Source organism: Stutzerimonas kirkiae (genome assembly GCF_004327335.1).
In the GTDB taxonomy this organism is placed as follows: Bacteria; Pseudomonadota; Gammaproteobacteria; order Pseudomonadales; family Pseudomonadaceae; genus Stutzerimonas; species Stutzerimonas kirkiae.
The window spans coordinates 12699-34198 of sequence record NZ_QJUO01000041.1 but is presented as its reverse complement, the minus strand read 5'-3'; the positions used below and the strand labels follow the sequence as shown (position 1 = coordinate 34198).

Genomic DNA, 21500 nt, shown 5'->3' with positions numbered 1-21500 from the left:
GTCCCGCCCCGCGCGGCCAGCGACGCCGGCAGCGGAAACCACCCCCGAGTCAGTGAGTCGCCTGGAAACCGTCACGGTCACCGCCCGCCACGGCGCCGAGCAGGCCAAGGAGGTGCCCTTCGGTATCAGCGTGATCGACGGCGAGACGCTGGAAAGCGGCCGTCTGCAAAGCCTGGAAAGCGCCCTGAAGAATACCCCGAGCGTCGACTTGAGCTCCTTCGGCAGCACCGTCAACAGCAATATCCGCATCCGCGGCATCGGCCCGCTGTTCCAGGTCGGCAATGACGACAGCTCGGTAGGCCTGAATATCGACGGGGTTTCGCTCTCATCCGCGCATGCCTCGCTGGCCACCCTGGATGTCGAGCGGCTGGAAGTGCTGAAAGGCCCCCAGGGCACCCTGTTCGGACGCAACAGTTCCGCTGGCGCGCTCAATGTCGTCACCCGCAAGCCGACCCGGCATACCGAAGGCTACCTGCGCGGCGAGGTCGGCGGGCAGGGCCAGCACCTGCAGGAAGCGGCCCTCGGCGGCGAGCTGTCGGAACAGCTCAGCGGGCGCATCGCCATCCGCAATAGCGGCGCCGACCACTGGATCAAGATCGCGGAGAGCGGAAAACCCTACTCGAAGCTGAAGGACCTCGCCTTCCGCTCCAGCCTGCTGTGGGACCTGAGCCCGGCGACTGCCGCGCTATTCACCGCCGAATACCAGCATGCCAAAGGTCTCTCGTCACTCATGGGCGTGGGCTTCGACGGCGCCAGGCCGAGCGACAGAATCGATGTGGAGCCCGGCTTCACCGACGACAACAAACGGGTCATCGAACGCTATTCCGCGGAAATCAGCCATGACCTCGCCGGCAGCCGGCTGATCTCGGTGACGTCCCTGGTGCGTACCGACAACGAACTGATCAACGTCAACAACCGGGACGTGCTGCGGGCCGCCTACGGTATCGACGGCACCCTGCTGCAGCACGAATGGGACGACGAGCGGGTCTGGAGCCAGGACTTGCGCTGGCAGTCGCTGCCGGACGCCGACCTGTTCTGGGTGGCCGGGGTCAACTATTACCAGTCCGAGCGAGGTGCCGACAGGCGCGAGGGCTTCACCGGGCAACCCCTTGCGCCACGCCTGAGCCATGACTTCGAGACCGACAGCCACGCCCTGTACGGTGAAATCACCTACCCCCTCGGCGAACGCCTGAAGATCACCGGCGGCCTTCGCCATACCTGGGATCGCAAGACCTATAAAGGCGACTACGGCACCGGGCAGGCCCTCGACCGCAGGCGCCTGAGCGACGACTACAGCACCGGCCGGATCGCCCTCTCCTATGCCCTGACGCCCGCCACCAACCTCTATACGGCCTTGGCCCGCGGCTACAAGTCCGCCGGCTTCAGCGATGACGCCGACTCGCGCGATGCCAGCGCGCCCTACCATGCCGCCATCACCCGCAGCGCCGAAGTCGGCTTCAAGAGCGAACTGGAGCAGGCCAACCTGCTGATCAATGGCGCCCTGTTCCACACTAAAGTGGACGACGAGCATCTGCTGGCCTACGACGTGCTGACCCGCACCAGCCAGACCACCAACGCCGACGTGCGCAGCCGTGGCGCGGAACTGGAGGGGCGCTGGCAACCGCTGGGCAACCTCGAGGTGGCGCTGTCGGTGAGTTATATCGACGCCATCATCACCAAGGATGTCTACGGCGTTAACGGCGGCGACGTGGACGCCGGCAACCGCCTGGCGGACATCCCGCGCTGGAGCGGCAACCTGTCCCTCAGCCATCGCCAGCCGCTGGCCAGCCTCGGCGACTGGAGCCTGAACACCTATGTCAACTACCGCAGCGTCGGCAAGCGCCCCAACGACCAGCAAAACCATCTCGACCTGGGCAGCTACGGCAAGCTGGACCTGAGGGTCGGCCTGGGTATCGGCGGCGCCGAGATCTACCTCTGGGGCGACAACCTGCTCAATGACCACTACGAGCTCTACACCTACTATTATGGTCCCAGCCTGTCGATCGGTGCGCCCAGCCGTGGCCGCAGCGCCGGCGCCGGCATCCAGTGGCACTTCTGATGACGTCGCCCACACCGCGCTCGACCTGGGCGCTGCTGCTCAGCCTGTACACCCTGCAGACCCTGGGCCTGGGCTTCTTCATCGTCGGCCTGGTGGCCATCCTGCGCGACCAGGGCGACTCGCTGGAGCGCATCAGCCTGATCTACCTGCTCGGCATGATCAGCGCGCTGAAGTTCCTCTGGGCGCCGCTGCTGGACCGCTTCGGCTCGCGGCGCGCAGGCCACTACCGGGGCTGGCTGCTGCTGACCCAGGCCGCCCTGCTGGCAACCCTGCTGGTGCTGGCCGGGCTGGATACGCGCACGCAGTTCCCGCTGCTCTATACCCTCTGCCTGCTAGTGGCGCTGCTCAGCTCCACCCACGATATCGCCGCCGATGCCCTGGTCTGCCGCCTGGTGCCCAGCGCCGAGCGCGGCCTCGCCAACGGCCTGCAGATGGCCGGCGGCCTGCTCGGCTACCTGATCGGCGGCGGCCTGGTGCTGGCCGCCTACCCGTTGCTCGGCTGGCGCGGCAGCATGCTGGCGCTGCTGGCGGTGGCCCTGGCGACGCTGCTGCAGACCCTGCTGTTTCGCGAGCCGCGCTGGCCGCAGCGCCCGCACTCCAGCCTGCGCCTGCTGCTGCGCGTCGTCAGTTTCTGGCGCCAGCCGGGTGGCCTGCGCTGGCTGCTGACGCTGATGCTCTACCCAATCGGCCTGGCGCTCGGCTATGCGCTGATCACCCCCAGCCTGATCGACGCCGGCTGGTCGCTGGCGCGCATCGGGCTGCTGAGCAACATCCTCGGCCCGCTGCTCGGCATCCTCTCCGCGCTGCTCAGCGGCTGGCTGATGCGCCGCCTCGGGCGGCGCCAGGCGATGCTCGCCGCCGCCCTGCTGCAGGTGCCGGCGGTGGCGGCGCTGGCCGTGCCGGTGCTGGGCAGCGCCAGCGAACTGGCCATCGCCGGCGCGATCGGCCTGTTCTTCCTCTGCTACAACCCGACCATGGTGGTGCTGAGCACCCTGATGATGGACCACGCCAGCATGGAGCACCCGGGGACCGACTACACCCTGCAATTCAGCGCCTACACCTTCCTCAGCCACGCCATGGCGACACTCGGCACCCTGCTGGCCGCCCAGATCGGCTATGCCGGGGTGCTGCTGCTGGCCCTGCTGGCGACCCTGCCGGGCATCCTCCTGGCCTGGACGCAACGTCCAGCGGCGCATCCCAAGAGCATCGATGTCGGCAGCCGAACCAACCCGACCACTCCCGAATCCCGCGAGACAAGCCCATGACCGAATCCACCGAACCTCGCCTGCGCACCAGTCCCTGGTCGATCATCCACCCGGTACGCGGGCAGATCGTACTCTCCCTCGCCCTGGCCTCCCTCGGCACCCTGGCGGCGCTGCTCAGCCTGGCCGCCATCGCCTGGTCCGTGCATGCCCTGAGCCTGCACCCCGGGCAATGGCCATGGCAGCCGCTGCTGGCGGCGGCGCTGCTGATCATCGCCTCCTACGTGTTGCGGCTGAACGCCTTCAAGCAATCCCACTATGCCGCCTTTCGCCTGGAAACCCTGCTGCGCACGCAGCTCAGCCGGCACCTGGCCCGGGTGTCCATGGGCTATGTGCAGGCGACCGGCAGCTCGTCGCTGGCCAAGGTCATGCAGGACGACGTCAAGGCGCTGCACGTGTTCGTCGCCGACTCCCAGGCGTTCTATGCCCGCGCCTATACCGCGCCGCTGGTCACCTTCGGCGCCCTGCTGTGGCTGGACTGGCGCATGGCGCTGGCGGCGGCCGGCGTGCTGGCGTTCGGCGCGGCGGTGCTGGCGCTGGCCATGCGCAACCGCGACGAACTGGTACGCCAGTACAACCAGGCGCGGGAACGGGTCAGCAGCGCGGTGATCGAGTTCGTCCAGGCGATGCCGGTGGTGCGTACCTTCGACAGCGGCAACAGCACCTTCGGCCGTTACCAGCAGGCCCTCGATGACTACCTGCGAATGCTCCAGGGCTGGTATCGCAGCAGCGCCTTCAGCGCCCGCTTCTCGATGGCCATCGTCAACCCGCTGCCGACCCTGGTGGTGCTGCTCTGGCTGGGCAGTTGGCTGATCTGGCAGGAATCGCTGGAATTCCCGGTGTGGCTGGCGATCCTCTTGATCGGCACCGGCATGGCCGAGGCCTTCCAGCCGCTGATGGGACTCAAGCACCTGATCGACAAGACCCGCATCAGCGTGGCGCGCATCCATGAAGTGCTGGCCGCCCCGCCGCTGGCGCTGCCGGCCAGCGGCAGCGAGCGGCAACCGGCAGACGCCGGCATACGCTTCGAAAACGTCGGCTTCCGCTACGGCGAGCGGGACGGCGACGCGCTCGAAGGCGTCAGCTTCAGCGTGCCGGCGGGCAGCGTCACTGCCCTGGTTGGCCCCTCCGGCGCCGGCAAGACCACCATCGCCCGGCTCATTCCGCGCTTCTGGGATGTCAGCGCCGGACGCATCCTGATCGGCGGCGTGGATGTGCGCGAGATGACCCCGCAGACCCTGATGCGGCAAGTCGCCTTCGTCTTCCAGGACACCTTCCTGTTCTCCGGCAGCATCGCCGACAACATCCGCCTGGGCGTACCCCAGGCCAGCGATGCCCAGGTCATCGCCGCCGCCAGGGCGGCACAGGCGCACGAGTTCATCAGCGCCCTGGCGAACGGCTACGACACCCCGGCCGGCGAGCGTGGCGCGTTCCTCTCCGGCGGCCAGCGCCAGCGCATCACCATCGCCCGCTGCATCCTCGACAACCGGCCGATCGTGGTACTGGACGAGGCGACCGCCTTCGCCGACCCGGAGAACGAAGCCGCGCTGATCGCCGCCCTGTCCGCGCTGACGCAGGGCAAGACGGTGGTGATCGTCGCCCACCGGCTGTCCACCATCCGCGATGCCGACCAGATCGTCGTGCTCGAACGCGGCCGCATCGCCGAAAGCGGTCGGCACGCAACGCTGCTACAGCACGACGGCGTCTATGCACGCCTTTGGCGCAACTACCAACAGGCACAGGACTGGGCATTGGGCCTGGACCGCAACGACGCCTCGAATGATCAGGAGCGGACATGAACGACACCTCCAGCAGCGTGAAAGCCACACCTCGCCCCTTCCTCGGCAGTTGGCACAGGATCCTCCACGGGCTGCTGCGCAGCACCGGCCAGTATGCCCCACGCCTGCGCCGCAGCCTGCTCGGCCTGCTGTTCGCCGCCATCCTCCAGGGCCTGGCACTGGCCTGCCTGTTCCCGCTGTTCGATGCCCTGCTGCAAGCGCGGGACGGCGCCGCGACACTGTTCTGGCTGGGCGCCCTGAGCCTGCTCGCGGCCGCCGCGGCGGCGCTGCGCTGGTATGCCCAGGGCTTCGACTTCGACGGCGACATGGCCGCCGCGACCCACCAGTTGCGCACCCGGCTGGGCGAGCAGTTGCGCCGCATTCCCCTGGAGGAACTGCAGGACCGGCGCTCCGGCGACGTCAATTCGGCGCTGCTGGGCAACGTCGACGAGAACTTCAACTATGTCGTGACCATCGCCGACCCGCTGCTCAGCGCACTCCTCACGCCCCTGGTGGTGGCCATCGCCGCGCTGCTGGTGGACTGGCGCATCGGCCTCAGCCTGCTGCTGATCTCCCTCGCGGTGATCCCCCTCTACCTCAGGCAGAAACCCATCTATGGCGCCGGCACGCGGAAGGTGGCGCAAGCCAACCAGTTGATCAACGCTGAACTGGTCGAATATACCCAGGGGCTGCAAGTGTTGCGCGCCGCCGGCCGTGAAGGGGAAAAGGCCAGCCGCCTGCAGGACAGCTTCGAGCACCTGCGCCAGGTACAGATCGAAGACGTGAAGAGCGAGATCCGCTCCTCGATGCTGTCCTCGTCGATCATCGAACTGAGCGTACTGCTGCTGGTCGGCCTGGGCATCTTCTGGAGTCTGGACGGCAGCCTGAGCCTGGCCAGCCTGGCGGCCGTGCTGGTGATCGTGGTGCGCTTCGCCGAACCGCTGGCAACCTTCATGAACTACTCGAAGGTAATCAGCATCGTCGAGGCCGCCCTGCAGCGCATCGACGCCCTGCTGGCGATCGAACCCCTGCCGCAGCGCCAGCCGGCGCAATCGCCGACAGGCTTCGAGGTGCGTTTCGAAGGGGTTTCCTTCCAGTACCGGCAGGCCGACAGGCCGGCGCTGCACGAGCTGGACGTGGAACTTCCCGGCAACAGCCTGAGCGCCCTGGTCGGCCCCTCCGGCTCCGGCAAGACCACCCTCACGCGCCTGCTGATGCGCCATGCCGACCCGCAGTCGGGGACTGTCCGCATCGGTGGCGTGGACATCCGCCATATCCAGCCCGAGCAGTTGAACCGACTGATCTCGGTGGTGTTCCAGGATGTCTACCTGTTCGACGACAGCATCCTCGCCAATATCCGCATGGCGCGCCCCGACGCCAGCGACGAAGAGGTCGAGGCCGCCGCGCGCGCGGCGCACTGCCATGACTTCATCCTGCGCCTGGCCGACGGCTACCAGACCCGCGTCGGCGATATCGGCGGGCGCCTGTCGGGGGGCGAGCGCCAGCGCATCAGCATCGCCCGCGCCATCCTCAAGGGCGCGCCGATCGTCATCCTCGACGAACCCAGCGCCGCCCTCGACACCGAAAGCGAAGTCGCCGTGCAACGCGCCATCGAAGCGCTGGTGCGCGGCCGCACGGTGATCGTCATCGCCCACCGGCTGTCGACCATCGCGGCGGCGGATCGCATCCTGGTGATCGAGGACGGCCGCCTGGCGGAACAGGGCCGGCACGCCGAGCTGCTCGCCGCCGGCGGCCGCTACCAGGCGATGTGGCAGGCACAGCAGCAGGCCAAGTCCTGGCACCTCGGCGAAGGACACTGATCTGGGCGAAGCCACCCAGGGACGGGGCTGGCACTGCAATCGAAAAACATCCTTCGTCGTTCACGCGCAGGCGCACCACTGTCCGGCATGCCTGGTGCACGAGAACAAGTAAGCCTGTTGTCATTCCATTTCGCGCTTTCATGCCTGCACTATCGGTCGATAGCGCCCAACCTCTATCCCCGGGCGCTGCACGCCTGTGGCCGTGGGATCACCGCCCATCTGCGAATGCCAGGTGGCGCGTGAATACCTCCCTGTAGCGCTTCGCTGCCATCCCTGGCGGCGAAGGCCCCGTCCCGCCACCTGGCACAGACGGCTCCTCCCGTAAGCCGCCAACCTGCTGAAAGGCCCGGGGCTTATATCTTGACTAGCCACGCATATTCCAAAAACAAAGGCTATGAATAAGCACAAGCTCATCCAAGGCATAAGAAACCCTTCATTTCGTTCATTGCATTCGCCCGGATTGCCACTATCCGGGCAACGCCGCTGCGGCGCTCCCTAGCCATATCGAAGGAATATGACATGCCCGCTCCCAACATCCATGGCCGACACCCATCGCCCCGCCGCCAAACCTCAAAGGCCGGAATCCTGCGATCTTGCCCAGGAGCCCTGGCAGCATTCCTGCTACTGCCGGCCATTACGCAGGCAGAAGCATATGCCGATCCTCCCCCCGAGGCAGTCGACGCCCCCTATGCGGCAGCCCTGGAGGTGGTCACCGTCACTTCACGCAAGCGCGAGGAACTGCTGCAGGACGTGCCACTGGCGATCACCGCCTACTCCGGTAAGGAACTCAATGAGCGCGGTGTCAATGACAGCCGTGAGCTGTTCGATACCATCCCCAACCTGTTTTTCGGACGACGTGCCAGCGGTCTGCCGCCGGTGCCAGTGATCCGCGGCGTCTACGCAGCAGGCAACGATCCAACCATAGAACCCAGCGTCGGCTTCTACGTCGATGGGGTTTACATATCTTCCGCACTGCAACTGGATATGAGCCTGCTGGACATAGACAGCGTCGAGGTCTTGCGCGGCCCGCAAGGCACCCTGTACGGCAAGAACACCCTGAGTGGCGCGATCAATATCATCACTCGCAACCCTGGCGACCAGCCCGTCGCCAACGCACGGGTGGCCTATGGAAACCGCAGCCATCTGGAGGCCAGCGCGAGCGTGGGAGGCCCGTTGATCGAAGACAAACTGCTGGTAAAACTTACCGCGGCACGGCGCAAGAACGATCCCTTCCTCTACAACAACGTGCTCGGTCGCAAGGTCGAGCACGATGATTACACTGGTGCCCTGCTGTCATTGCGTGCGCTGCCCAGCGACCGTCTGAGCGTTGACCTGAAACTCGATACCTCACGCTCACGCCCCAGCGCCGGCAATGCTGAAGCCTTCAGCGGTTCAACGGCGGAATATTGCCGGGCACGCCCGACCGGTTCGCAGGAGCCATCCGGCAACTGCCCGGCGCCCTGGGCGTCGAATCCCTTTTTTGCCGGCCATGGATATGATTTCGACGAAAAGGCCCACAACCGTGTGGTCTCCAGCGACATAGAAAGCACCAACGATCAGGCGGCCCATGGTGCCTCGCTGCATGCGGTCTATACCGGCGACTATCTGGAACTGACCTCGATCACCAGCTACCGCCGTTTCAAGGATGACATCACGGAAAACCGCGACGGCTCCGCCTATCCCCTGCTCAACCGCTTCGGCCTCGACTACGACACCCGAGCCTACAGTCAGGAATTGCGCCTGACGTCCGTTAACAATGGTGCGTTGCAGTGGACCCTGGGCCTGTTCGGCTTCAAGGACGAACGCAAACTGGGCATGGATACCGGCTCGGCCGCGCCGGGGCGCCCCGGCCTGTTCAACGCCGGCAGCGCCAGCACGCCGATCTTCCTCGATGACTTTCGCGAAACCTCACGCATCGAGTCCGACTCCCTGGCCGCCTTCGGTCAGGCCAGCTATGACTTCAACGACGCCTGGTCGCTCACCCTCGGCGCTCGCTACACACGGGAAAACCGTGAGATCAGCCTGCTGTCCGACTGTGACGGTTTCGCATGCCCCTACTTCGCCTTCGCACCCAGAGGCATCACGCCTAACGAACAGAAAAGCAGCGCACGGGAAAACATCTTCACGCCGCTGGCCACCCTGTCGTACCGCCCGGTCGCACACATCCTGACCTATCTCAGCGCCAGCAAAGGCTACAAGTCCGGCGGCTACGCTCCGGTGTTCACCTTTTCAGTACGGCCGTTCGACAGCGAAGAAGTATGGAACTACGAGGCCGGCGCCAAGAGCAGTTGGCTGGGCGGACGCCTGACCGCCAACCTCGCTGTATTCCACATGGACTGGAAGGACGTGCAGATCAGCAGCTTCACCGGCAGCGCCGGCTTTCTTGTGCAGAACGCCGCCAGCGTCATCAACCAGGGCATCGAACTGGAGGTTTCCTCACGCCTGAGCGAGCGGTTCGGCATCGGCGGCAGCTATGGCTTCCTGGATTCGCACTATGACATGCCCCTAGCAGCGAACTCGGCCAGTCGTGAGCGCCGCAGGCCCAACTCGCCACGCCACTCACTGAATCTGTATGCCGACTACCGCTACCCGCTCGGCGGCGGCTGGAACCTGCACGCACGCAGCGACTACTCGCTCAAGAGCGGCATCATCTTCCGCTCCGACCAGGTGGTCGGCGACCGCATCCAGACCGGCAACTCGGGCCTGACCCAGACCTACGGCCTGGCCAACGCACGGCTGGGCGTGGAGAGCGGCGACTGGGGCATCCACCTCTGGGGCAAGAACCTGTTCGACAAAAACTACTACCTGTCCGCCGGGATCTTCGAAGGAATCGGCGGCGGTTATTACGGCATCGTCGGCGACCCACGCAGCTATGGCCTGGAACTGAGTGTAAAACTATGAATACGGAATCCCCGGAACAGTCCTCCGACACCACCGACTACATCGAAGAGCTGCGCAGGCAGTTGCACGAAGCCTCTCACCAGCGCGCATTGCTGACCCATGCCTTCCTGCGCCAATTGACGCCCGTGCTGGGCCGCGAGACCAGTATCGAACTGCTGCGCCAGGGTGCCTACCAGGTAGGCCAGGGGAACGCGGCCAGCTTCATCGCCGCCAGCGGCGGCTCACCGCTGACGCCCGAGCAGGCCATTCGTATCTTCCAGCGCATCGGACCGGATCGTGGGCGTATGTTCCCCATCGAGTACGAGTGCCAGGCCGACGGCAGTTGCGAGCTGCTCACCCTGGCCTGCCCGCTGAAGGACGCGGCCCTTGCCCATGGACTCGACCAGCGGGACTTCGAGGCCCTGGTGCTGATCCTTGACGGCGTTACCCATGGCGCTCTGGAAGGACTCGGCCTGAGCGCCAGCACAACCCTGCCGAGGCTGGACAGCCCGGGTTGCTGCCGTTTGCGCATCACGCCCGCGTCCGTATCCAGCGGCTAGGAGATTTTGACGCTACCAGCGAGGCCAGGCCGGGTGCCGCGAGTCGATCACATAGTCATGGCTATGGCGGAGCCCCTGCTCACAGCGGATGGCCCCGGCGACGTGAGGGTGGTCGTCCAGGCCGACATGCACGTGCTCCAGCACCCGCGGGTCGCGCGCCGGCCATAGCCGGGCGGCGGCCAGCAGCGCCAGCGTGGCGATCACGCCCAGCGCGCCGAAGGCCGCGGCAAGCCCGAAGCGCGCGCCCAGCCAGCCGGCCAGCGGATAGGTGACCAGCCAGCAGGCATGGGACAACGCGAACTGCGCGGCGAACAGCAGCGGCAGGTCGGCGGCCTGCGCCGAACGCCGCAGGACACGGCCAGTCGGCGTCTGCACGGCGCAATAGCCGGCGCCGATCAGCAGCCACCACGCCAGCAGCAGCCCATAGGACAGCGGCAGCACCAGCCCGGCCAGCAGGCAGATCGCCAGCAGCGCCGCCCCCGCCAGCATCACGCCCCGCTCGGGCAGGCGCTCCAGCAAGCGCGGCAGCGACAGCGCGGCGATCATCGAACCGGCGCCGAACAGCGCCAGGGCCAGGGCGCTGGCCCGCTCGGACAAGCCCAGGCGCGCCTGTACCAACACCACGGTATTGACGATCACCATCGAGCCGGCGGCGGCGATCGCCAGGTTCAGCGCCAGCAGGCCGCGCAAGCGTGGCGTGGCGAGGTAAATGCGCAGGCCGCGAGTGGTGCGCGAATAAAGGCCGCCCTCGGCCCGCGCGCAAGCGACCGGCAGGCGGCTCGAGAGCACCAGCGCGGCGGAGGCCAGGAAGCCCAGCGCGGTGCCGGCGAAGAGATCGTGGAAAGCCACTAAACTCAGCAGCGCGGCGGCCAGCAGCGGGCTGGCGACGCTCTCCAGGTCATAGGCCAGGCGTGACAACGACAGCGCGCGGGTATAGGCCTGCTCGTCCGGCAACACCTCGGGGATAGTGGCCTGGAACAGCGGGGTGAACGCCGCCGAAGCCGCCTGCAGGAGGAAGATCAGCAGATACACCTGCCACACCTGGGTCACCAGCGGCAGCATCAGGGCAACGCCCACCCGCAACAGGTCGAGCATCACCAGAACCCGCCCACGCGGCGCACGCTCGGCCAGGGCGGTGGCCAGCGGCGCAATCAGCACATAGGCGAGCATCTTGATCGCCAGCGCCGTGCCGAGCACCAGCCCGGCCTCATCCCCCGCCAACTGGTAGGCCAGCAACCCCAGGGCCACGGTGGCCAGGCCGCTGCCGAGCAGGGAAAAAAGCTGCGCCAGGAACAGTTGGCGATAAGTACGGTTGCCCAGAATATCGAACATGGCGAAAGCCCCGATCAGAGGTACTTGGTAATGGCCTTGAAATCGTCGACGGCCCGTTGCTGCCGCTCGTCCAGGCCATCCACCGCCTGCTCCAGGCAATGGTCCAGGTGATCCTGGATCAGGGTCTTCTTGGCCTGGGCGATGGCCTTCTCCACGGCGTGCAGTTGCTGCGCCAGTTCCAGGCAGGGGCGCCCGCCCTCGATCATCTCGATGACGCTGCGCAGGTGGCCATCGGCGCGCTTGAGGCGCTTGACGATGGCCGTGTGGGTCGAGTGCCGCGGGGTATCGGACATGGCATGGCTCGCGTAAAGGCTGGCAGGACGGGCCCCTAACATCCCCCCCAGGGGGATAAATCGAGATACCAACATACCATGCTCGATTCCCCCTGGAAAGGCATGCCGTGGGGGCGACCAGGGCGATCGCGCCATACCGTTCCTCACCGGAAAGGGCCTTCGATAAAAGCGCTGGAAAGCCGGACGAAAAACAGCGGTTGGCCTCGCTCTTTCGTCCAGCCTTCCAGCCAGCGCTGTTTTCGGCTGTTTGCCGCGCATAGCGCGAATGCCCTGTGGGGTCGACTCATACCCGCTCATTCGGTGCTTATTATATTTTAGTATTTCTATGCAATTTGAATTCAGGTTTTCATATAAGGGATTGGTAACTGGGTTCGCCGGTATCCGCTGCGCCCTCTGTGGATTCAGGAGATGCAATTGACAAATCCAGCGAGAAAATCGCGCAGCAAAGGCAGCGATCACCTTGAGCTGCGCGCGATCGATGTCTTCTCCGTAGTCGCCGAGACCGGCAGCATGACCGCCGCCGCGCTCAAGTTCTCGATGACGCAACCGGCCGTGTCGCAGATCCTCAAGCACCTGGAGACGGATGTCGGCGCGCCCTTGCTCGATCGCGAGCTGCGCCCCATGCGCCTGACCCCGGCCGGCGAAGTGCTGTTCGCCCGTGCGCAACGCCTGCTGCGGGACGCCGAGCAGTTGTACCGCGAACTCCACCAGGTTTCCGAGGCCAAACTGCAGCGCCTGCGCATAGGCCTGGTCGACTCCTTCACCTCGACCGCCGGACCGCAACTGATCAAGGCGCTGCAGCAGGACGTCGAGCAGTTGCTGGTGTGGTCGGGCATCGCCCCGGACCTGCGCAACGAACTGGTCCGCCGGGACCTGGACCTGATCATCTCCCCCGACCCGATCCACGATGTCGACAACATCCACAGCCGCCGTATTCTCAAGGAGTCGTTCGTCATCATCGTGCCGGACTCCTTCTCGCAACGGGAAGGAAGCCCCAGCCTGGCGCACCTGGCAAGCACCCTGCCACTGGTCCGCTACAGCCACCGCTCGCTGATCGGCATGCAGATCCGCAAGCACCTGGGGCGCTTGCGCATCGACCCGCCACGGCACCTGGAATTCGACACCTCCGACTCGGTGGTGGCGATGGTCGGCGAGGGTATCGGCTGGGCCATCGTCACCCCCCTGTGCCTGTTGCAGGCACCTGCCGCGCTGTCCCGGGTCAAGGTCCTGCCGATCACCTGCGCGCCATTGTCGCGCAGCCTCTACATCGCCTACCGCAACGGCGAGTTCAACGGTATGCCGGAACGTATCGCCGATATCTGCGAGCGCATCTTCGACGGCATGCTGTCGAAACTGCAGCAGGTGGAGCCCTGGCTACCGCAACACTTCCAGGCAGAGTGAGCACAGCGGCGCATGGCTCCACGCCCGACCGGGCCGGCTTTCAGGTAACCGCCCGGTCCGCCGGGCAGGGCGATTGCGCTATGCATGGCAGACAGCCGGAAACAGCGCAGGAAGGCTCGAGGCTGGACGAAAGCGCGTGGCAACCGGTGTTTTCGTCCAGCTTTCCAGGCTCCAGCGCCTTTATCGAAACCCCTTGCCGGTGAAAACGGCATAGCGCGATCGTCCTGTCGCCGGGACGAAGCCACAGCCTCACGCGCGCAATAATGCTAAGCTCGCGCGCCATGAACAGACATAACCAACGCCCCGTAGTACTTTGCCTGTCCGGCCATGACCCGAGTGGCGGCGCCGGGCTGCAGGCGGATATCGAAGCCCTGCTCGCCCAGGGTTGCCATGCCGCGCCCTGCATCACCGCGCTGACCGTGCAGGACACCATCGACGTGCAGGACTTCCGCGTCCTCGACCGCGACTGGGTGCTCGCCCAGGCAGCCGCCGTGAGCAACGACCTGCCGATCGCGGCCGTCAAGCTGGGCATGCTCGGCTCGCTGGAAATGGTCGAGACCGTGCTCGACATCATGAGCCGCCTGCCCGGCGTGCCGCTGGTCTGCGACCCGGTGCTGCGCGCGGGCGGCGGCGGTGCGCTGGGCAAGGACGAGGTCGGCTACGCCCTGCGCGAGCGCCTGTTCCCGATCGCTGGCATCGCCACGCCGAACCTGCCCGAAGCGCGCATCCTCGCCGAACTCCCCGAAGGCAGCGCCGACGAGTGCGCCGCCCGGCTATTGCCGCATATCCGCCACCTGCTGATCACCGGCGGGCATGGTGCCGAGAGTGAAGTTCACAACCGCCTGTATTCCCGCGATGGCGGCCAGCGCACCTTCATCTGCCCGCGCCTGCCCGGCAACTACCATGGTTCCGGCTGTACCCTGGCCAGCGCCCTGGCCGGCCGCCTGGCCCTGGGCGAAGCGCTCGAAAGCGCGGTGCAAAGCGCCCTAGACTACACATGGCGCACCCTGCGCGATGCCGAGGCGCCCGGTCGAGGGCAATACATCCCGCGCCGCCTGCCACTCGACGGCTGAACAGAGAACGACCCGAAGGAGAACCGATTTGAAGCTGCGCGGCCTTTACGCCATCACCGATAGCCAGTTGCTTGCCGATGGGCGGCTGCTGCCCTACGTCGAAGCCGCCCTGCGCGGCGGTGTGCGCCTGCTGCAATACCGCGACAAGTCCGACGATGACGCCCGGCGCCTGCGCGAAGCCCAGGCGCTGCTCGAACTCTGTACGCAATACGGCGCCAGCCTGCTGATCAACGACGACCTCGAGCTGGCCGCCCGCCTGGGCGTCGGCGTGCACCTCGGGCTGGCCGATGGCTCGCTGTCGGCGGCGCGCGCCCTGCTAGGCCCGCAGGCGATCATCGGCGCCTCCTGCTACGCCAGCCTGCCACTGGCCGAACAGGCCCGCGCCGAAGGCGCCAGCTATGCCGCCTTCGGTCGCTTCTTCGAGTCCCACACCAAGCCCGGCGCACCCGCCGCGACCCACGAACTACTGGAACAGGCCCGCGCCCGGCTCAAGCTGCCGCTGGTGGCGATCGGCGGCATCACCCAGGAACGCGCCCCCGCGCTGATCGCCAGCGGCGCCAGCCTGGTGGCGGTGGTCCACGCACTGTTCTCGGCCGAGGATGCCGATGAAGTGGAGCAACGCGCCCAGGCCTTCGGCCAACTGTTCGCCCATCACTGATACCCGTCCGGCAGCCAGCGGCTACCGGCCCTTTCCGTCTTTGCACGAGGTCTTCCATGTCCCGCTCAGAAAACCTTTTCGCCAGTGCCCAGGCCCATATCCCCGGCGGCGTCAACTCACCGGTACGCGCCTTCCGCAGCGTCGGCGGCACCCCGCTGTTCTTCAAGCATGCCGAAGGCGCCTACGTCACCGACGAGGATGACAAGCGCTATGTCGACTATGTCGGCTCCTGGGGGCCGATGATCCTTGGCCACAGCCATCCGCAGGTACTCGATGCCGTGCGCCGCCAACTCGAGCATGGCCTGTCCTATGGCGCGCCGACCGCCATGGAAACCGAGATGGCCGAGCGCGTCTGCCGCCTGGTGCCGTCCATGGAAATGGTGCGCATGGTCAGCTCCGGCACCGAGGCAACCATGAGCGCCATCCGCCTGGCGCGTGGCTATACCGGCCGCGACGACATCATCAAGTTCGAAGGCTGCTACCACGGGCACTCCGACAGCCTGCTGGTCAAGGCCGGCTCCGGCGCCCTGACCCAGGGCGTTCCCAGCTCGGCGGGCGTTCCCGCCGACTTCGCCCGGCACACCCTGACCCTGCCCTACAACGACCTGCCGGCCGTGCGCGAGCGCCTGGCGGAAGTCGGCAAGCAGGTGGCGTGCATCATCGTCGAGCCGGTGGCTGGCAACATGAACTGCGTGCCGCCGGCGCCCGGCTTCCTCGAGGGCTTGCGCAGCCTGTGCGACGAATACGGCATCGTGCTGATCTTCGATGAAGTGATGACCGGCTTCCGTGTGGCCCTGGGCGGCGCCCAGGCATATTTCGGCATCACTCCCGACCTGTCCACCTTCGGCAAGATCATCGGCGGCGGCATGCCGGTCGGCTGCTTCGGCGGCAAGCGCGCCATCATGGAATGCGTCGCGCCCCTCGGGCCGGTCTACCAGGCCGGCACCCTCTCGGGTAATCCGCTGGCGATGGCCGCCGGCCTGACCACCCTGGAGCTGATCAGCCGCCCCGGTTTCCATGACGAGCTGAGCGACTACACCAGCCGCCTGCTGCAAGGCCTGCAGGAACGCGCCGATGCCGCCGGCATTGCGTTCGTGACCACCCAGGTCGGCGGCATGTTCGGCCTCTACTTCAGCGGCGCCGACACTATCGTCACCTTCGAAGACGTGATGAGCAGCGATGCCGAACGCTTCAAACGCTTCTTCCACCTGATGCTGGAAGGTGGCGTCTACCTGGCGCCGAGCGCCTTCGAGGCCGGCTTCACCTCCATCGCCCATGGCGAGCGGGAGCTGCAGATCACCCTGGATGCCGCGGAACGCGCCTTCGCGCGCCTGAAATGACCCTACGGCGGGCAATGGCATCGCCATTCGCCCGCTTTTTCTCCGGCGACACTCAAAGCCTTTGTAAGCCGGCGGCGGCTTATCCATAATGTAAAGCAACGGATACATTCCACCACCGCCCCGATCAGCAGAGGCACCCTGATTCATGAACCGCACCGTGCGCCCCCTGTTACTGGGTTGCCTGCTGCTCGCTTCTTCCCTTCCGGCCCTGGCAGGCGGCAACTCCCTGCTGGTGCCCGCCAATGCCCGTTGCGTACTGGATCTCGAGCCGCCGGCATTGCCCGACGCCCTGCGCCTGTGCGAACAGGCGGCCCTCGGCGGCGACCTGCAGGCCGCCTTCGAACTGGGCGAGTTCTACCATGACGGGCGCCGCGCCCCGCGCGACCTGGCCAAGGCGCTGAAATGGTTCGAACAGGCCTCGCTGCATGGCCATGCACTCGCACAGCACCGCCTGGGCGTGATGTTCTTCCGTGGCGAAGGCGTTCCGGCCAGCAACGTGCAAGCCTATATCGTGCTGAAAATGGCCGCGGTCAACGGCGACGAAAGCGCACTGGACACCGCCGACCGGGTATCCACCCAGATGCGCCGCGACGAGCTGGAAATCGCCACCCAGGTACTTGGCCAGGTATTCCGTAACTACCTGCTGGACCTGCAAGTCGCGGACTGACGGGCGCGATGGGTCGCCCATGGGCGAAGTCATCTTCGGCCCCGTTCTCTATTGCCTGCCAAGGGCACGAGATTCAGACATGCACACCACGGATATAATCATTTATAACTAACCACATAGTTATATTGAGTTGCACAAGCGCCATTACCAAGCAACTTTCAATACCCTGCATATAACTCCCGCAATATTTCCTTACCAAACCGCAAGTTTCCCTCCAACATACGCAAACATCTTGGAACCCGCCCGTTCCACACGATACCTGGCACCGCCAGAACCCTTGTTACAAGGCCTCCCGGCACTCATGCAGAAGTCCGCCTTGACAGACGACGACACGTATTAAAGTATTTCGAAAAGCGCCTCACACATAGATCAAAACAATAATCCCCCATAAGAACCATACTGCCTCCTTGCATGACGCAGGGCTCGTCGAAGACTTCATTCGTCAATCAAAACTGCAGGAAGCAACCCATGAACCATGCAATCCCGGAAAACGGCAGCGGCTACGCATTGCTTATCGACATGCTGAAACAGGCGAATATCTCCCTGTGCAGCGGCGTCACTGGCGGAGGTGTCATCCACTTCCTGAAATACCTTGCCCCGCATGCCGGCCAGCCACACACCCACGGTGAAGGCAACCACGGCCCACGCTTCTTCTCCCTCGGCGAATACAGTGCGGGCTTCGTTCCACTCGGCAGCTACCTGGCAACCGGTGAAATAGGCGCCTGCGTCGCCACCACGGGGGCGGCGACCAAACTGCTGGCCTGCGGGCTGAGCGATGCCAAGCTCCACGATATTCCGGCGGTCTATCTGGTACCCATTTCGGCGCCCGCCTGCGAAGGCCTGTGCCCGCTGCAGGACACCTCGGCGCACGGCAGCAATATCGTGGCGCAACTGCGCGCGGAACTGCCCTCAGGCGTTTTCGTACTCGACGACCCTGCCACCCTCGGAGAGCGACTGGCACAAGCACGGGAACAACTGGCGCAACACAAGCCAGTGGCACTGGTACTGGTGCACGACGCACTATCCCAGCCGGCGGCGGCACATCGACCGGCACCTCGGCAACACGAACACCCGCTGCCGCCCGTAGGCGAATTCGTCAAGGCATTCGCCCGGCATATCGAGGGGCGCCGCGTCACCCTGCTCGCCGGTGAAGAGCTGGCCCGCTGCACAGGCGCGCCCGAACTGACCAGCAAGCTCTGCGAACAGTTGGGCGCGGCGGCAGTGTGGAGCATCAACGGCAGCAATGGCATCGCCCGCGACAACGCCTATGGCTACGGCTACATCGGCTTCGGTGGCAACGACGCGGCCACGCAGCACTGGCAGAGCCTGGGCGAGCAGGACGTGCTGCTGGTGCTTGGTGCCTGCCCGGACGAATACACGGTCAACCTGGCGCCCTACGCCGCCGGCAACCTGTTCGTCCTGACAGCCCTTACCGATGGCTATGGGCAGATCGACGGAAGCTTCCAGCACCGCGCCGGCGAGACCTATCATCAACTCGTCGCCCCCCTGGAGGAAGTTCTGGCGGCACTGGTCGAACATTTCGTACACCAGCCACCACGCAACCAGCGCATGGCCCCGGCACCCGCCAGCCTCAACCAGGGCCACCGCGACAGGCCCAGGCCCGGGCACGTGGATATCGTCCAGTTGTTCGAAGCCCTGGATCAGCGCTGGCCAGCAGGTACCCTGGGTTTCGACGATGTCTGCCTGTCCTACAAGGACCGCCAGTACGTCACCCAGCGGCCCAACCCGAAGGCGCGCTTCTTTTCCCTCTACCGCGGTTCCGCGATGGGCAACGCCCTGGGCCTGGCCATTGGCGCCAAGGTCGCCGCACCGGCAAGCCTGGTGGTCGCGTTCACCGGTGACGGCTGTTTCCGCCTGTTCGCAGGCAACCTGAGCGAAGCCAGCAACCTCGGCATACTGCTGTTCGTGCTGGACAATGGCTGCTACGGCATCGTCGAGCAGGGCTTGCCCGTCATCATCCCCGACCTGGAAGAGCCCCGTTACCATACCCACCTGCCCTCCATGGATTTCTGCGCCATGGCGCGCGCCTGCGGCTGGAAAAGCTTCGATCTGGCACCGGACCTGGACAACCTGGACCACCTCTTCGCACAGAGCCGCCAGGAGCCCGGGCGCTCCATCCTGGTCAGGATCCCGGTGGACGCGCAGCAGGTCGTCGGCCTCAACCCACGAGCCCGGAACCTCTGAATCCGGTTGGAGCGCAACCATGGCCAATGAATGTTCTACAGCTACCCTGCTGCAATTGCTCGATGCCGCCTACCAGCGCCGCACTGGCCGGACACTCGGTGCGGAGCTGTGCCCGGAGATAGCACAGAGCGAAGGCGTGGAGGCCAGCCATGCGTGGATCCACCAGCGGGCCCCGTTCGGCCTGCTGGCCCACAACGGCCAGGACGATCCTCGCTTCATCTATGCCAATGCCAGTGCACTGCGCATCTTCGAATACTCCCGTGAAGAGTTCATGCGCCTGCCATCCCGGCTGAGCGCAGCGGATGAGCAGCAACCCGAGCGTCAGCGGATTCTCGATGAAGTGCGGACCCGGGGTATTGCCTACGGCTATGCGGGAATCCGCATAGCCAGGTCGGGCCGGCTGTTCCAGGTCCACGATGGCGTGATCTGGGAAGTGGAGGATGAACACGGCGAACGCCTGGGCCAGGCGGCCCTGATCCGGGCCTCCCCTTCCTGATAGCGGCCTTCGGATAGCCCGGCAGCGGCTGGCCTGAACCGGACCTTGTGCGGGGAATGTGCATTGCACTGCAAAGAGCCGGAAAGAGCGCTGGAGACTGGAGGCTGAACGAAAGAGCGTGGCAACCGGTGTTTTTCGTCGAGCTTTCCAGCCTGCAGCGCCTTTATCGAAGCACCTTGCGCCCCTGGTAGCCGGCCGCACCATTGCCGCATATAATTCGCGGTCATTTTTTGCACAACGCCGGCCCCGTCACATGACCCGCAAGCTTTACATCGAAACCCACGGCTGCCAGATGAACGAGTACGACAGCTCGCGCATGGTCGACCTGCTGGGCGAGCAGCAGCCCCTGGAGATAACCGACAACCCGGCGGAAGCCGACGTGATCCTGCTCAATACCTGTTCGATCCGCGAAAAAGCCCAGGAAAAGGTCTTCTCGCAACTGGGCCGCTGGCGCGAGCTGAAGCTGGAGAATCCGCAACTGGTGATCGGCGTCGGCGGCTGCGTGGCCAGCCAGGAAGGCGCGGCGATCCGCGACCGCGCGCCCTATGTCGATGTGGTGTTCGGCCCACAGACCCTGCACCGCCTGCCGGAAATGATCGATGCGGCGCGTATCACGAAAACCCCTCAGGTGGATATTTCCTTCCCGGAGATCGAAAAATTCGACCACCTGCCGGAGCCGCGTATCGACGGCCCCAGCGCCTTCGTCTCGGTCATGGAAGGCTGCAGCAAGTACTGCAGCTTCTGCGTGGTGCCCTACACCCGTGGCGAGGAAGTCAGCCGCCCGTTCGACGACGTGCTGGCCGAGGTCATTCACCTGGCGGAAAACGGCGTGCGCGAAGTCACCCTGCTCGGCCAGAACGTCAACGGCTACCGTGGTGCCACCCACGACGGAGGCATCGCCGACCTGGCCGAACTGATCCGCGTGATCGCCGAAGTCGACGGCATCGACCGGATCCGCTACACCACCTCGCATCCGCTGGAGTTTTCCGACGCGCTGATCCAGGCCCACGCCGAGGTACCGGAGCTGGTGAAATACCTGCACCTGCCGGTGCAGTCCGGCTCCGACCGCATTCTTGCGGCGATGAAGCGCAACCACACCGCGCTGGAATACAAGTCGCGCATCCGCAAGCTGAAGGCGGCGGTGCCGGACATCATGATCAGTTCCGACTTCATCGTCGGCTTCCCCGGCGAGACCGATAAGGACTTCGAGCAGACCATGAAGCTGATCCAGGATGTCGGCTTCGACTTCTCGTTTTCCTTCATCTACAGCCCGCGCCCCGGCACCCCGGCCTCGGACCTGGCGGACGACACCCCGGACGAGGTGAAGAAGCAGCGCCTGTCGATCCTGCAACAGCGCATCAACCAGCAGGGCTTCGAGAACAGCCGCCGCCTGGTCGGCACCACCCAGCGCATCCTGGTCAGCGACTATTCGAAGAAGGACCCGGGCATGCTGCAGGGCCGTACCGAACACAACCGCATCGTCAACTTCCGCAGCAGCAACCCGTTGCTGATCGGCCAGTTCGTCGGCGTGCATATCGATGACGCCCTGCCGCATTCGCTGCGCGGAACGCTGCTGGACTAGCTGGAGGCTGGAGGCTGGAGGCTGGAGGCTGGACAGGATTTTTCTGCTCTTCGTTCGGCTTTCCAGCCTCTGGCGCTCTTGTCGCCTTTTATCG

16 protein-coding genes are annotated in these 21500 nt (G+C 65.5%); 14 read left to right on the top strand and 2 right to left on the bottom strand.

Annotated features, from left to right (window positions below; translation table 11 throughout):
- From DNJ95_RS17330 to DNJ95_RS17305, 6 genes are all read left to right on the top strand, one after another.
- The coding region (locus DNJ95_RS17330) for a TonB-dependent receptor (protein WP_131185984.1) at positions 1 to 2059 on the top strand (2059 nt) is incomplete at its 5' end.
- The gene (locus DNJ95_RS17325) at positions 2059 to 3324 is read left to right on the top strand and encodes an MFS transporter (protein WP_131185983.1); all 1266 of its coding nucleotides are present in this window, start codon (positions 2059 to 2061) and stop codon (positions 3322 to 3324) included. The genes DNJ95_RS17330 and DNJ95_RS17325, both read left to right, overlap by 1 nt.
- Positions 3321 to 5120, top strand: a complete 1800-nt coding sequence (locus DNJ95_RS17320) for an ABC transporter ATP-binding protein (RefSeq protein WP_131185982.1) — start codon at positions 3321 to 3323, stop codon at positions 5118 to 5120. The genes DNJ95_RS17325 and DNJ95_RS17320 overlap by 4 nt, the downstream gene beginning before the upstream one ends.
- Complete coding sequence (locus tag DNJ95_RS17315; RefSeq protein ID WP_131185981.1) at positions 5117 to 6919, top strand: ABC transporter ATP-binding protein; 1803 nt, start codon at positions 5117 to 5119, stop codon at positions 6917 to 6919. The genes DNJ95_RS17320 and DNJ95_RS17315 overlap by 4 nt, the downstream gene beginning before the upstream one ends.
- Positions 6920 to 7624: 705 nt before the next feature.
- On the top strand, positions 7625 to 9820 hold the full coding sequence (locus tag DNJ95_RS17310; RefSeq protein ID WP_165491642.1) for a TonB-dependent receptor: 2196 nt from the start codon (positions 7625 to 7627) through the stop codon (positions 9818 to 9820).
- A complete protein-coding gene (locus DNJ95_RS17305; RefSeq protein WP_131185979.1) occupies positions 9817 to 10359 on the top strand; it encodes a hypothetical protein in 543 nt (180 codons plus the stop codon). Before DNJ95_RS17310 ends, DNJ95_RS17305 begins: the two co-directional genes overlap by 4 nt.
- Positions 10360 to 10371: 12 nt before the next feature.
- On the opposite strand, the gene DNJ95_RS17300 is transcribed toward DNJ95_RS17305, so the two are convergent.
- Together DNJ95_RS17300 and DNJ95_RS17295 are read right to left on the bottom strand one after the other, a co-directional pair.
- Positions 10372 to 11691, bottom strand: coding sequence for an MFS transporter (locus tag DNJ95_RS17300; RefSeq protein WP_131185978.1), 1320 nt, complete (start codon positions 11689 to 11691; stop codon positions 10372 to 10374).
- Between the two features lie 14 nt (positions 11692 to 11705).
- Positions 11706 to 11984 carry a metal-sensing transcriptional repressor gene (locus DNJ95_RS17295; RefSeq protein ID WP_131185977.1) on the bottom strand — a complete coding sequence of 93 codons (279 nt, stop codon included), beginning with the start codon at positions 11982 to 11984 and terminating at the stop codon, positions 11706 to 11708.
- A gap of 414 nt (positions 11985 to 12398) precedes the next feature.
- Between DNJ95_RS17295 and DNJ95_RS17290 the strand changes: the two genes are divergently transcribed.
- The 8 genes from DNJ95_RS17290 to miaB all read left to right on the top strand — a co-directional run bounded on the left by DNJ95_RS17290 (position 12399) and on the right by miaB (position 21406).
- Complete coding sequence (locus DNJ95_RS17290; RefSeq protein WP_165491643.1) at positions 12399 to 13385, top strand: LysR family transcriptional regulator; 987 nt, start codon at positions 12399 to 12401, stop codon at positions 13383 to 13385.
- A gap of 281 nt (positions 13386 to 13666) precedes the next feature.
- Complete coding sequence (locus DNJ95_RS17285) at positions 13667 to 14458, top strand: bifunctional hydroxymethylpyrimidine kinase/phosphomethylpyrimidine kinase (RefSeq protein WP_131185975.1); 792 nt, start codon at positions 13667 to 13669, stop codon at positions 14456 to 14458.
- A 28-nt stretch (positions 14459 to 14486) separates the two neighbouring features.
- On the top strand, positions 14487 to 15116 hold the full coding sequence (gene thiE / locus DNJ95_RS17280) for a thiamine phosphate synthase (protein ID WP_131185974.1): 630 nt from the start codon (positions 14487 to 14489) through the stop codon (positions 15114 to 15116).
- A gap of 56 nt (positions 15117 to 15172) precedes the next feature.
- On the top strand, positions 15173 to 16456 hold the full coding sequence (hemL, locus tag DNJ95_RS17275; RefSeq protein ID WP_131185973.1) for a glutamate-1-semialdehyde 2,1-aminomutase: 1284 nt from the start codon (positions 15173 to 15175) through the stop codon (positions 16454 to 16456).
- Between the two features lie 145 nt (positions 16457 to 16601).
- Positions 16602 to 17123: a tetratricopeptide repeat protein gene (locus DNJ95_RS17270; protein WP_131185972.1), complete on the top strand. Its 522-nt coding sequence runs from the start codon at positions 16602 to 16604 to the stop codon at positions 17121 to 17123.
- Between the two features lie 468 nt (positions 17124 to 17591).
- Positions 17592 to 19328: a thiamine pyrophosphate-dependent enzyme gene (locus tag DNJ95_RS17265; RefSeq protein ID WP_131185971.1), complete on the top strand. Its 1737-nt coding sequence runs from the start codon at positions 17592 to 17594 to the stop codon at positions 19326 to 19328.
- Positions 19329 to 19347: 19 nt separating this feature from the next.
- Positions 19348 to 19824 (top strand): MEKHLA domain-containing protein, encoded by a 477-nt coding sequence (locus DNJ95_RS17260; RefSeq protein WP_131185970.1) that lies wholly within the window; start codon positions 19348 to 19350, stop codon positions 19822 to 19824.
- Positions 19825 to 20077: 253 nt separating this feature from the next.
- On the top strand, positions 20078 to 21406 hold the full coding sequence (gene miaB / locus DNJ95_RS17255; protein WP_131185969.1) for a tRNA (N6-isopentenyl adenosine(37)-C2)-methylthiotransferase MiaB: 1329 nt from the start codon (positions 20078 to 20080) through the stop codon (positions 21404 to 21406).
- The last annotated feature ends 94 nt before the right edge of the window (positions 21407 to 21500 follow it).

Excerpts from the sequence above, each read along its gene's own strand:
- hemL (WP_131185973.1), top strand. The coding sequence starts at position 15,173 with ATGTCCCGCTCAGAAAACCTTTTCGCCAGTGCCCAGGCCCATATCCCC.
- DNJ95_RS17325 (WP_131185983.1), top strand. The coding sequence starts at position 2,059 with ATGACGTCGCCCACACCGCGCTCGACCTGGGCGCTGCTGCTCAGCCTG.
- DNJ95_RS17295 (WP_131185977.1), bottom strand. The coding sequence starts at position 11,984 with ATGTCCGATACCCCGCGGCACTCGACCCACACGGCCATCGTCAAGCGC.
- DNJ95_RS17285 (WP_131185975.1), top strand. The coding sequence starts at position 13,667 with ATGAACAGACATAACCAACGCCCCGTAGTACTTTGCCTGTCCGGCCAT.
- DNJ95_RS17300 (WP_131185978.1), bottom strand. The coding sequence starts at position 11,691 with ATGTTCGATATTCTGGGCAACCGTACTTATCGCCAACTGTTCCTGGCG.
- DNJ95_RS17260 (WP_131185970.1), top strand. The coding sequence starts at position 19,348 with ATGGCCAATGAATGTTCTACAGCTACCCTGCTGCAATTGCTCGATGCC.
- DNJ95_RS17305 (WP_131185979.1), top strand. The coding sequence starts at position 9,817 with ATGAATACGGAATCCCCGGAACAGTCCTCCGACACCACCGACTACATC.
- miaB (WP_131185969.1), top strand. The coding sequence starts at position 20,078 with ATGACCCGCAAGCTTTACATCGAAACCCACGGCTGCCAGATGAACGAG.
- DNJ95_RS17265 (WP_131185971.1), top strand. The coding sequence starts at position 17,592 with ATGAACCATGCAATCCCGGAAAACGGCAGCGGCTACGCATTGCTTATC.
- DNJ95_RS17320 (WP_131185982.1), top strand. The coding sequence starts at position 3,321 with ATGACCGAATCCACCGAACCTCGCCTGCGCACCAGTCCCTGGTCGATC.
- DNJ95_RS17315 (WP_131185981.1), top strand. The coding sequence starts at position 5,117 with ATGAACGACACCTCCAGCAGCGTGAAAGCCACACCTCGCCCCTTCCTC.
- DNJ95_RS17270 (WP_131185972.1), top strand. The coding sequence starts at position 16,602 with ATGAACCGCACCGTGCGCCCCCTGTTACTGGGTTGCCTGCTGCTCGCT.